This window comes from Caldithrix abyssi DSM 13497 (genome assembly GCF_001886815.1).
Classification (GTDB): Bacteria; Calditrichota; Calditrichia; order Calditrichales; family Calditrichaceae; genus Caldithrix; species Caldithrix abyssi.
In genome coordinates this window covers 4614775-4626934 of sequence record NZ_CP018099.1, presented here as the reverse complement: position 1 = coordinate 4626934, position 12160 = coordinate 4614775, and the positions used below count along the sequence as shown (strand labels likewise).

The 12160-nt window shown below is 45.5% G+C and carries 11 protein-coding genes; 4 read left to right on the top strand and 7 right to left on the bottom strand.

The window, feature by feature from the left end; translation table 11 throughout:
• Positions 1-4: 4 nt before the first annotated feature.
• The 4 genes from Cabys_RS18200 to rlmB form a co-directional block, all read right to left on the bottom strand.
• Complete coding sequence (locus Cabys_RS18200) at positions 5-649, bottom strand: MotA/TolQ/ExbB proton channel family protein (RefSeq protein ID WP_006927904.1); 645 nt, start codon at positions 647-649, stop codon at positions 5-7.
• 4 nt (positions 650-653) lie between these two features.
• Entirely contained in the window at positions 654-1550 is an 897-nt protein-coding gene (locus tag Cabys_RS18195) for an energy transducer TonB (protein WP_006927905.1), read from the bottom strand.
• 147 nt (positions 1551-1697) lie between these two features.
• Positions 1698-3254 (bottom strand): T9SS response regulator signal transducer PorX, encoded by a 1557-nt coding sequence (gene porX, locus Cabys_RS18190; protein WP_006927906.1) that lies wholly within the window; start codon positions 3252-3254, stop codon positions 1698-1700.
• Positions 3255-3331: 77 nt separating this feature from the next.
• Positions 3332-4063 (bottom strand): 23S rRNA (guanosine(2251)-2'-O)-methyltransferase RlmB, encoded by a 732-nt coding sequence (rlmB, locus tag Cabys_RS18185; RefSeq protein ID WP_006927907.1) that lies wholly within the window; start codon positions 4061-4063, stop codon positions 3332-3334.
• A gap of 382 nt (positions 4064-4445) precedes the next feature.
• On the opposite strand from rlmB, the gene Cabys_RS18180 reads away from it, so the two are divergent.
• On the top strand, positions 4446-5837 hold the full coding sequence (locus tag Cabys_RS18180) for an MmgE/PrpD family protein (protein WP_150109254.1): 1392 nt from the start codon (positions 4446-4448) through the stop codon (positions 5835-5837).
• A gap of 100 nt (positions 5838-5937) precedes the next feature.
• Here Cabys_RS18180 and Cabys_RS18175 read toward each other — a convergent pair whose 3' ends face one another.
• From Cabys_RS18175 to Cabys_RS18165, 3 genes are all read right to left on the bottom strand, one after another.
• On the bottom strand, positions 5938-6804 hold the full coding sequence (locus Cabys_RS18175; protein ID WP_169833735.1) for a FlgD immunoglobulin-like domain containing protein: 867 nt from the start codon (positions 6802-6804) through the stop codon (positions 5938-5940).
• Between the two features lie 51 nt (positions 6805-6855).
• Positions 6856-8190: a hypothetical protein gene (locus tag Cabys_RS18170; protein WP_006927910.1), complete on the bottom strand. Its 1335-nt coding sequence runs from the start codon at positions 8188-8190 to the stop codon at positions 6856-6858.
• Between the two features lie 237 nt (positions 8191-8427).
• On the bottom strand, positions 8428-9624 hold the full coding sequence (locus Cabys_RS18165) for a lamin tail domain-containing protein (protein ID WP_044281064.1): 1197 nt from the start codon (positions 9622-9624) through the stop codon (positions 8428-8430).
• Between the two features lie 850 nt (positions 9625-10474).
• On the opposite strand from Cabys_RS18165, the gene trxA reads away from it, so the two are divergent.
• From trxA to Cabys_RS18150, 3 genes are read left to right on the top strand one after another with little or no spacing between them, the layout of a single operon-like run.
• Positions 10475-10816, top strand: a complete 342-nt coding sequence (gene trxA, locus Cabys_RS18160) for a thioredoxin (RefSeq protein WP_006927912.1) — start codon at positions 10475-10477, stop codon at positions 10814-10816.
• 16 nt (positions 10817-10832) lie between these two features.
• Positions 10833-11486 carry a protein disulfide oxidoreductase gene (gene pdo, locus Cabys_RS18155; RefSeq protein WP_006927913.1) on the top strand — a complete coding sequence of 218 codons (654 nt, stop codon included), beginning with the start codon at positions 10833-10835 and terminating at the stop codon, positions 11484-11486.
• A 19-nt stretch (positions 11487-11505) separates the two neighbouring features.
• Entirely contained in the window at positions 11506-12090 is a 585-nt protein-coding gene (locus Cabys_RS18150; protein ID WP_006927914.1) for a TlpA family protein disulfide reductase, read from the top strand.
• Positions 12091-12160: the final 70 nt, after the last annotated feature.

Sequence of the window (12160 nt, the reverse complement as noted above, 5' to 3'; positions counted from 1 at the left end):
GTCCTTATTGATCTTTTTCTAAGGTTTCGAGCGCTTTATCCTGCTGTTTAATCCTGGCGATTTTATTCATCAGCTGGTTGGTGTACTTTTCGATGTCCAGGATTAAATTCTCAGACTTGTGTGAAAAGTAATAATAAGCAATTAAGGCCGGGATTCCAACAAAAAGGCCGGTAACCGTGGTTAGCAGGGCTTGTGAAATACCGCCGGAAAGCGCCGCCGTTTGCCCGATGCCTTGATCCTGAATGACATTGAATACCTCGACCATGCCGATCACCGTGCCCAGAAGGCCCATCAATGGCGCCGCGGAGGCGATGGTTTCCAGAACAACCAGGCCGCGCTGTAAACCACGGATTTCCTGCCGACCCTGATCTTCCAGAATTTCACGCATTTCTTCCTTACTTACATGAAAATTTTCCAGGGCCATCAATACGATATTGGAAAGCGGCCCCTGATATTTTCCGCAAATATTTCTTGCCAGATCAATATCGTTAAGCGACCGGAAATTTTCAACCACCGATAAAATCTCCGGCACCAATATTTTCTTTTTACGTAACGAAATGGCCCGTTCAATAATAAAAGCTACTGCAATTAAAGATGTCAGGGCCAACGGATACATCATAATTCCGCCACGCTCAAAAAGTTCTAACATACAATCATCTCCCTTTTCTTAAATCCGGATATATGAGTTTTGCTGTAATGGTCAATTTTTCTTCCGGAAAATCTTCCGGTAAAGGAATAAACGGAAAAACGGCCTTAATAGCCTCCGAGCTGGCCACTTCCAGCGATTTATGTCCCACCTGTTTTAATACGGCAAAATCGATTAACTGACCATCTCGATCGATGGTGAAGCGGATAACGGTGTAACCGTGAATCAATCCCAATTGATAATAAGCCGCCGGCGCAAACCAGACCTGATAAAGCTTGTTTTTAAAAGCGTTTACATAGGGCGCCCATTCCCATTTGTAGGTGCTTAACGAGATGGCTCCCAATTCCTCGACTGAAAAATCCTTTTGATCGAGTATCTGGTTGTGGCCGGGCTGAAAACGGGACTGCCGGGCAGGCGCTTCTGGTTTGGTAGATTCTTCATCCAGGGCCTCCTGTGTGGCGCCCTCGCCAATTAACGCTCTTTTGTTGAAAGTTTTGGTTTGAAAGGCCTGGAAATTTTTAAAAGTCGGAGCTGCTGAATAGTCCGGAATTTTAACGTTGCCTGCGCTTCTGGGCAGGGAGCCGGTACGGTTGGTTCTTTCGGGATTCCTGGCCCGTGAATTACGGTCTGAAAGTAAGTCCGTTTCCTGCGGCTTTTGATCATCCTCGTTTGTGTTTTCAACGATTTTCCATTCTTTAGATTTCGGTTTGTTTTCAGGAAAGGTTATCACCACCTCCTGAGGCGGCGTTTTTTCCTGAACCAGCGGCGCGCTTTTGAACAAACCCTCCTGATTCAAAAGCCAAAACAGAAAAAAGTGGAAAAGCAAAGAGAGGATAAAGGCTAAAATAATAACCTGTTTTTCTCGATCCTGCTTTATTGCTTTAAAATTCAAAGGAAGATCCATTTTCACTCTGCATTAAAGTTTTTTTCTAAAACCGGATGCATGGTCAGCGGCGATTACCTCCACTTCCATTGCCCGGTTTTGTATTCCGTTTTTCTTTCTTGTAATTAATGTGCCATTTTACAGTTCAAATCGCACATTTTTAAAATTTTACTCTTTGCTTTCCAGCCGAACGATGGGCAGCAACATCTCTTCCAGCGAAACGCCGCCGTGCTGAAAACTATCTTTATAGTAATGCAAATACTTGTTGTAATTGGTCGGATAAACCAGATAAAAGTCTTCTTTGGCAAAGACATAAGTAGTGTTGATGCCGCGCTTCGGCAACCGCCATTCGGCCGGTTCTTTAATAAAAATGGTGTGCTTGGGGTCGGCTTTCAGGCTGCGGCCGTATTTGTAACGTAAGTTGGTGGAGGTTTCCCGATCTCCGATTACACGCGTGCCGCGCAAACCGCGTACGCTTCCGTGGTCGGAAGTGATGAAAACCACCGTACCGCTTTTGCCGATTTCTCTGATAATGGACAGCAGCGGCGAATGCTCAAACCAGGAACGTGTTAAAGTGCGGAAAGCCGCCTCATCCGGCGCAATCTCTTTTAAAATGGGCAGATCAGATCGGCTGTGCGCAATAATATCCACAATATTAACCACAATGGAAAGAAGCCGGGCATCCATCAGGTTGTTCAGGCTTTTGTTTAAGCGGCGTAAATCTTCGTTATTCATTATCTTTACGTATTTCAGTTTGTTTCCCAGATCAAGCCCGTTGCGCTTTAATTGCAAATCCAGCAGCTCTTTTTCGTAGCGATTTAAGCTTTCGTCGTCTTCATTAAGGGACCACAGGTCGGGGTAGTATTTTTCAATATCTTCCGGGAAAAGTCCGCTGAACAGAGCGTTTCTGGAAAAAGGCGTGGCTGTGGGCAAAATAGAATAGTAATGTTCGCGCTCAATACGAAACCAGTCCGAAAAATAGGGCTCCAGAGAAAGCCATTGATCCAGACGCAAACAGTCTATTACGATGAAGGCCACTTTTTTGCCTTTTTTTAGTAAAGGCAGTACGTAATTTTTTATGATATCCGTACTAAAAACCGGACGGTTGGCCTGCCCCTCGCTATGCACCCATGCGCCGTAATTTTTTTCGATAAATTTACCGAATTCAACGTTTAATTCACGTCGATGCTCGTAAAGGATGGAGCGAAAATTCTGGTCGGAAAGCTCGTCCAGATCCATGTCAAGTTTAAACACTTTTAACGCCAGATCAATCCAATCGTCGATGGAAAGCGGATTCATCAAAGCCAGCGACAGCTGACTCATCTGATTGCTGAGCACCTGGGTGCGCCGTTCTTCAATAATATTTTTACGATCGAGAATTTTTTTACAGGCCATCAATATCTGGCTGGGGTTCACGGGCTTGGTCAGGTAGTCGTCGATGCGCTGCCCGATGGCCTCTTCCATTAACGACTCTTCTTCGTTTTTGGTAATCATTATTACGGGCAGATAAGGATACAGGTCCTTTATTTCATTCAAGGTGGTCAGGCCGTCTTTGCCGGGCATCATCTCATCAATTAATACCAGGTCAAAATCCTGATGCTTTACTTTGTAGAGCGCATCATCTCCGTTGGTGGCGGTGGCCACTTCGTAACCTTTTTCTTTTAAAAACAAAATATGCGCCTGTAAACGTTCAATTTCGTCATCTACCCATAAAATGCGCGGCATAAATTCTCCATTTCTTTTTACAATGGAATTTGAAACTATTTACCTACGGCTCTTGTTCCAAATAAATGAAAAAATATTCAGTTAGCAAAGTTTCGCTGTCGAACCACTTCGTACAGGATAACAGCCGTGGAAACCGAGGCGTTCAATGAATTCACTTTGCCAAACTGCGGGATTTTGATTGAATTATTACAAAATTTTAAAAGATTTTTACGGACGCCCTTATCTTCACTGCCAATAACAATGGCTGTTCCCTGTTTGAAATCGGCGTGGTAAATAATCGTGCCGTCATGTGGCTGCGCAGCAAAAATCGAAATATTGCTTTCTGTCAGCCGTTGTAAGACCTCTTCTAAATTTTCCGTTTGAAAAAAGGTGTTGTAAAACAGAGCGCCAGCCGAGGTTTTGGCCACCGTAGCGTTTAAAGGCGCGCTTCCTTTTACAGGCACAATAACGCAATGAACGCCGACAATTTCAGCCGTTCGCAAAATGGCGCCCATGTTGTGCGTATCCTGAATGTGATCCAGCACGAGTAAAAACGGATTTTCTGTTTCCTCAACCAGTTTGTGGAAAGACTCATCTGTTAAAAAAGGCTGGAACTCGATTTCAGCGACCGCACCCTGATGAACAACGGGTCCCACATATTTTTGCAAATCATTCTTGGTCTTTTTAATTAAACGAATCTGTTTGTTTCGGCAGGCGCGTTCGATTAACCCAATTGCCCTGCCGGTGGACTCTTTAGCCAAAAAAACGCTTTTAACGCGATATTTTGAATGCAGCGCCTCCAGAACGGGTTGTCGGCCATAAACGTACATTCTGTTAAATCCTTTTCTGCTTTTTATTAAAGTGAATTTACGGATTCCTGTGATGGATTGCAAAACCAGCTCAGGAGATGGCGCCTGGGTAGCGCATCGAAACGAAGAATCACCTGGCCGTTTGAATGTCATTCTGAACGGAGTGTCAGCGTGCCCCCGTTTGTCATTCTGAACGGAGCGCCAGCGGAGTGAAGAATCCCTTAGTTGTTTTTAGCAGTTTCTTCAGGGTTGCCCAAAAATTCTGGGATTATGTAGGTTTTTCAATGGTACTTTTTATTTTTCGGGGAATAGGATCATCGATTAAACGGTTTTTTAACTATTGGGCGACTCTGAGGCCCCTATGGGAGCCTGGCCCTAAAACATAGGAGGAAAATCAAATTTTATGAAAGGAATGGCAAGCATGCAAAAAGAATTCATCACTTATAAAATGGCGCAATTTACCAGGCGCCTCACCTTTGAAGATCTTGATCAAACGACCATTCAAAACGTAAAGCGTTTTTTGCTCGATTCCATAGGTTGTGCCTTTGGCGGAAGCTTAACCGACGACGTGGCAATTATGCGGTCATTTTACAATGATATGGGCGGTAAAGAAGATGCGAGCGTTATTAATTCTGCCCGAAAGCTACCTGTTTTAAATGCCGCATTACTTAACTCGTTGATGATTCGCGCCCTGGATTATAATGACATTTACTGGGAAGAGGATCCTTCGCATCCCAGTGATTTAATTCCCGCCGTTTTAACTCCGGCAGAAGTTTTACACAAAACCGGCAAAGAGCTGATTACCGCCATTGTGCTGGCTTACGAATGGGAACAACGCCTGTGCGAATTTGCCAAACCGGGCCTGCGCGAACGTAAATGGCATCACGCCACGCTGACCGGCTTTGCGGCGCCTTTGGCTGCCGGCAAAATACTCGATCTTTCTGAAGAACAATTGACGCACGCCGTGGGCATCTCAGCTTCGCACACCTTTACGCTGGGCGTGGTTACGGCCGGTCATTTGACCATGATGAAAAACACAGTTGATCCCATGGCCACGCAGGCAGGCCTTCAGGGTGCCTTATTAGCGCAACGGGGTTACGAAGGCCCCGCTCACGTTATAGACGGCAAAGAGGGACTGGTGGATACCCTTGGCGGGCGGTTTGATCTGGATATTCTGCTCGACGGCCTGGGAGAGAGCTTCCGCATCAACCGCTGCTCCATGAAAGCATTTCCCACTGAAGCGTTGACGCACACGCCGCTGTCAGCCGTTTTACAACTGATGAAAGAGAAGCAAATCGATAAAGATTCTATTGAAGAGGTAATCATCGAAACCATTGCCCGTGCGGCGGATATTCTGGCGGATCCGACCAAATACGACCCACAAACGCGTGAAACGGCCGACCACAGTTTGCCCTATTGCGTGGCTGCCGTCATTGTGGATGGCGCCGTCACTCCGGAATCGTTTACTCAGGAAAAAATCTTCGATCCGCAAATACGCGCCCTTTTGCCTAAAATTAAGGTGGTGGTTAATGAAGAATTTGAAAAGACCTTTCCGGCTTTAAAACAGGCAGCCGCCAAAATTAAAACCAAAAACGGCAAAACCTTCCGTAAGGTGCTGGACTACCCCATTGGCGATTACCGCACACCTATGGATGAGGAGACCTTGTTGAAAAAATTTGATTCCATGGTTCTGGCTGTGACAGGACAGCGCAGACGCGATCAGATTGTAGCAATGGTCAATCAACTGGAAATGGTAGAGGACACAGCGGAATTGATGAGATTGTTAAAGGGGTAAAAGAGTAAGAAGGCGTATTAAGACTTAAATTTTGAACCATTCAGGCCTTAATACGCCTTTACTCATTGAGCCTTTTGGCCCGGGGCTTTAACTATATGTTTTATTTGACCAGCATCATTTTAATGGTTTTAGAATAGTTATCTGCTTTAAAACTGGCAAAGTAAACTCCGGTAGGCATGGGCGCGCCAAATTGATTTTGTCCGTTCCAGATATAGGTGTAGCGTCCTGCCATCAGGCTGCCGGAATAGAGCACGGCCACCTGGCGTCCGAGAATATCGTAAATGACCAATCGCACATTCTGTACATTTTGCGGCAGGTCAAACTTCAACGTCGTACTCGGGTTAAAGGGATTGGGATAGTTGCTGTACAGATAAAATCGATCAGGAACGACCTGGCCATTTTGCTCCACGGCGCTTGGCGTGTCGTCCAGGGGACTGTCATCGGTATCGGTAGCCACCACCGGCGAGTATTTAGTTGAATTATCCGATTGATATTGCTGCCCGACCATCAACGCCTCTTCAAAGCTGAGTCCGGCCGTCTGGTTGGAATCGGCAATTTCGATTTTAATGTGCAGCAGTTGTTCTGGAGTGGTCAAAAGTTCGTTGGCCGAGCCAGGCGAGTCCGGGTACTTGTATTCAACAGTAACCGCAAATCGTGAATCGGCATTATCGACCACCTGTACAATTCCGTATAACGGCAGGCCGGCTACCAGTTCGCCGCTGAGCAGTGTTCCTTTTTCTACGGTGATTTTGCCATTGGCCGCCACATTCGTTCCGAAGCCAAGCGTATTGTAGTTGATGTAAACCTGATTATCCCCGATTCTGGTGCCTGCCTGATCGGCTTGCGCCATCACGTCAAACTCGTAGTACATCAAGCCCGACGCCCTGGTGATCATGATATTTTCAAAGGTAAAAGTAATGCCCGTTGCCCACAGGACATTGGCCATAAAGGCGATTAATATAATCAACTTCCCTCTAAACATTTTTATCTCCTTTTTATTATTTATTTACTCTAATTGTTAGAACGGCACATAAGTTCCTTTTCCCACGTTTTGCTTCCAGTAATCGTTCTTGTCGTCATTCTGCACCTGTCCGTTCACATTGAAATCAGCCGATTTATAACCGGCCAGACCGGTCTGAGAGTTCCAGAAATCATTTTTGTCATCATTTTGCACCTGGCCGTTGGCATTGGCATCGCCCGTGGGGATTCCGTAAACGCCTGTTGTCAATTCCACCAGCGGCAATGAACCATACGCTTTATCCTGGCCGGTGGTCATATCGTAGAGCGTGGTCTGTACAGATAGGGGCAAAGGATTGGCCGTCATAACCGCCAGATGGTTTCGATGACGGAGCACCACATAATAATTGCCGTCTGCAATTCCAGAGAAACTTACCGGGCTGTAGCCGTCCAGATCGGTTACCATGCCATTTTTGGTAATGAACGCGCTGCGCGTGGCCACTGTGGAAGCAGAGTCGGTCGCTGTGCGCAATTGAACCTGAATCCAGTCAACCACATTGGAAGGCATATTTAAAACAATTTCATCGCCATTATAATTCCAGGGAGAAGAATGGTAAGGTTGATTTTGCGGGATGAAATCCTGCGCCAAAAGATCGGTGGCCATGGTGTCTGCCGCAAACGGTCCCTGTAGAAACGATTTGACGGCCACGTTTACTCGCGATGCATCCTGAATCAATACATCGTCCAGCCATATTTCTCCGGCTTCAGCGGTTTTAAAGTAAAACGACATGCCAAAATAATTCATGGCCGTATAAACATCGTCTTTAGCCGCGCCTGCCGTAATCAAATTGTCAAAATTGCCGTTTGAGTCGTATTTCAGCTCCCATACGCCCAGCGAATCTCTTGTAACTTCAATACCTACCAGCGAATTGGGCTGCCAGTCGAAACTGGTGGTCAAAAATAACGTATCTGGCTGACTGGCGGTCAATCTCCACAAAGAAAGGCTGTCGCTCTCACCAGAAAGGTTAACGCCAACCGCATAGCCGTTTACTGCCGTGGTATCGTGCACCATCAGATACACCCAAAACTTTACGGCGGTGGTTGGATCGAACGAGCCGTTTTTCAGGTTAAAACGCCAGGTTATGTTCTTATGACGCACATCAATACTATCCATGGGATAGGTGATATGACTGGAGCCAAATGTATCGGCCAGGGCGTGCTTTAAAGAATAGTTGCCTGTGATGGGAGCGATGGTAGAAGCAGTCCAATTGGAATCGGGAATTTGCTTCCAGTTAGAAATATCGCCGTCTTCAAAATCATCGCTGAGGTAGATCGTTTGCCCTGCTGCAATGCTTACGCCGAACATTAAAACCATTATTAAAATTATATTTTTCATAAATCCCTCCTGGATATAATTTCCCCTTTATTTATTATTATACAAACCAATCGCATCATATCATTGATCGGCGTCAATATTTTTAAATATTGTTCAAATTGTTATTATGATTATCGGAAATAAGGTCAAAATAGTTAACAAAATTTATTAAACGATCAATATCATGCAAAAAAGGCGGGGAGATTTCATGCCCCGCCTTTTTGATTTAAAAGACGCCTGTTGTTAAAGTTGCTTCCCTTAACGCAGGAGAATCATTTTAATAGAATGTTGGGCGTTAGCGCTTTTCATGGTGGCAAAGTACACGCCGGAAGGACTATTCTTGCCGCTGTTGTCTCTGCCGTTCCATGAAAAGGTGTGTTGTCCTGCGCTTAATGCCCCCTGATAAATCGACTTTACATGCTGTCCGGCGGCGTTAAAAATATCGATCTTAAGCTGCCTTACATTGCTGGAAAGATGTACTAATAACTTCGTTTCCGGATTAAACGGATTGGGATAGTTCTGCATAATCTTGAACGACTCAACATTTAAAGCCGGGGCATCTTCCAGCGCGCTGACGAAATTGGAGTTTCGTGCGCCGGGCGTTCCCAGGTCGCCATCGCCAAAAGGAGTAGTTGCCGTATCCCAATTAGCGCCATCGTTGTTGTCATAGTTAGGGTTTTTTAATTCCATGGAAGCGCCGCTGGGATCGGGGAAGTTGGGGCCGCCATCGTAATTGACGCGGTCAACTTCGGTAACGCCGTCGCTGTACACCAGCACCACTTCATCATCGCTGTTGCTTAAAAGAAAGTTATCATACATATAATCCACCGGTACGCCGCCATTTACCGTCGTCGTGTCATTATTGCCCAGTACCAGGTATTCGCCCGGGGCAATGGTCAGCGGACCGCCATTGTCGATAACGTGATAATCGACGCCGTCATCTTTGATGATCCAGCCGTTAATATCCACGGTTTCCGTGTCGTTATTGTACAGTTCAAACCATTCGCCTTTACTGTCGTCAACGGCGGAGGGGTTTTGCATGATTTCGTTAATCACAATGTCGGGTACGTCGGCAAAATCGTTGTCGGTGATGGTCAAAACGTGTTGCGAGGGGCTCCCGGCCATGGCGCCGTTGCCGCCGCTCACATTCTGTAATTGAAAGGTAAAGTCTTCGTCGCCTTCCACCTCAGAATCATCGGTAATGGTGATGGTCACGATTTGATCGGCGGAACTGCCGGCAGGAAAAGTAACGGTTTGCGTGGTGTAGTTGCCCAGATCTGCGGGGTCGCCGCTAACCAGCACCACATCGGCTGTGGTGGCGTTATTGGCGTCCGGATTGGCAATGGTAACCACCAGGTCATAGGTGCCGGCGCCTTCGTCGGCGGTTCCGGACGCAGTAGCGAACTGAACGGTTGTGTTGTTAGACTCAATAACGGTAAATGGTCCTGTTGGCATGGTTTGTCTATTATCATTATCCCCGTTCCAATTTGCTTTATTACTAATTGCTGTAAGCAATTCTGATTTAGTGCCACTTGTTACAGATTCATTATAAACAGCATTATCAATCTCGTCTAAAGCTATTGCTGTGTAACCATCCGATAAACCAGGGGGTAAGGCTGAATCATTAGAGTTTGTTGCATCTGATTGCCAACCAGTCCCTTGATCGTTTAAAGCATAGATATATGTTGGATCCGATTCACTTCCTTGATAAACAATTATTTGATCTCCACTCGTAGATAAATAAAACCCACCAGAAACAGAAACTGTCCCCTCACTTGTACTCCACGCTCCATCATTTTTAATATTAATAACAGTACCTGCTGTAAGTTGAGTTGACGGAGAAGTCCAGGTAATAATTCCTTCTCCTGTCCTAAATGTGCCGTCTGACTTTACGCCATTGTCTGTGAATTTTACTTCAGAATTTGGAGGAATATCTACCATAACAACAAATGAAAACTCATCAGGATTATCACAATTTAACCCTACAATAGCGACATCTCCGGTACTCAAAGTTGCCTGAGAAAAAATAAAAACAGGCATAAATACAAAACTTAAAATAGCTAACAATTTACGCATGGTTTTCTCCTTGTCTTTTTTGTTCTGTTTTTCACTAAAGTATTTTGATAATTTATGAAATTTAATAGCGAAATAAAAGCGTACTATTAAAAATTTATGAGGTTTTTATTATTTTTTTGCCCAATGTGGACGCAGGCCTTTACATAAAGGTTAATTTGTATCCTGAAAGGTAAAATTGCATCAAAAACAAAAGTTCTTAAAAATAACGAAAATAAGCGGAGGAAAATAGATGAAACCCATCGAAGTAGATGACTACACCTTTGAACAGGTGGTTCTGAAATCGGATCAGCCGGTGTTGGTGGACTTCTGGGCGCCATGGTGCGCGCCGTGTCGAATTATTGCGCCCGTTCTGGAAGAAATCGCCAGGGAATACGCCGGCAGGATCAAAGTCGTTAAGCTGAATACCGATCAAAATCCACAGGTTGCGGCGCGCTACAATATCATGAGTATTCCGACCCTGCTGCTGTTCAAAGACGGCGAGGTGGTGGATCAAATAGTGGGCGCGGTGCCTAAATACATGATTACGGGTAAGCTGGATTACTACACCGCCAGCGCCCATGCGATGAACTAAAGGAGAGGAGCAAAAAATGGGCCTTTTACAGGAAAAAGACAAAGAATACATCCGTAATTTGTTTTCGAACCTGGAAAACGAGGTGACCATCAGCAATTTTACTCAGGAAATTGAGTGCCAGTATTGCCGCGAAACGCGGGAGATTCTGGAAGAGCTGGCCGAATTGAGCGATAAAATCAAACTGAACGTTTATAATTTTGTAACGGATAAAGAAATTGCTGAAAAATATGCTGTGGACAAAATTCCAGCCACAGTTATTGAGGGTAAAGAAGATTACGGCATTCGCTACTACGGCATTCCGTCCGGTTATGAATTTTCATCGATTATTGAAGATATTGTGGACGTTTCTAAGGGAGATTCGGGGTTAAGTCCGGAATCGCGTGAGTTGTTGAAACAAATCGATGCGCCGCTGCGTTTACAAGTGTTTGTGACGCCAACCTGCCCGTATTGTCCGCGCGCCGTGCGGTTGGCTCATAAAATGGCTATAGAAAATCCATACATAGTGGCCGATATGGTAGAGGCCACGGAATTTCCCCACCTGTCGATGCGTTACAATGTACGAGGCGTGCCGCGCACGGTGGTGGGCGAAGATCATGCCATCGAGGGGGCGTTGCCCGAAAAACAATTTATTGAAAACATTGTAAATTATTTTAAAACAATGAAGAAATAAGAAAGAAAGGGTCTTTTTCATGGCTTTAGTAAAAAACAATAAGCGCTACTTAATGTTTGGCGTTGGCGCTGTTTTGATTATCTTCGTGGCTATTTTGATGCTGAATGGCGCAAACAATTCTTCTAAAGCAGAACCATCAGCGGCCAATGTGCCGTCGCAGTCCGTGGCGCAGCAAGACGAACAATATCCGGAAGCCCCCGCTTTTACGCTTAACGATCTGAATGGCAACGAAGTGAGCCTGAGCGACTTTAAAGGCAAGGTGGTTTTTGTAAACTTCTGGGCGACCTGGTGCCCGCCGTGTCGGAAGGAGATACCGGCATTTATCGAGCTCATCGATCAATACGGAGACGATGGATTTGTGATCCTGGGCGTGGCGGTAGATCCACGGGAATTTCAGAACGTGGACAAAGTAAAACCTTTCGCCAAAGAGATGGGCATCAACTATCCGGTTGTTTATGACACCAAAGGCGTCTCTCAGCTTTACGGCGGCATCCGCAGCATACCCACCACCTTTGTCATCAACCGCGAGGGCAAAGTGGTTGGCCGCATCGTTGGCTCCAGACCCAAGGATGTTTTTGAAGGCATTATTAAAGATTTATTATAGACTTCTCATAACCCTCCCTCTAAGGAGAATAAAAGCGTTCTGATTTTTCAGAGCGCTTTTATTTTTACTG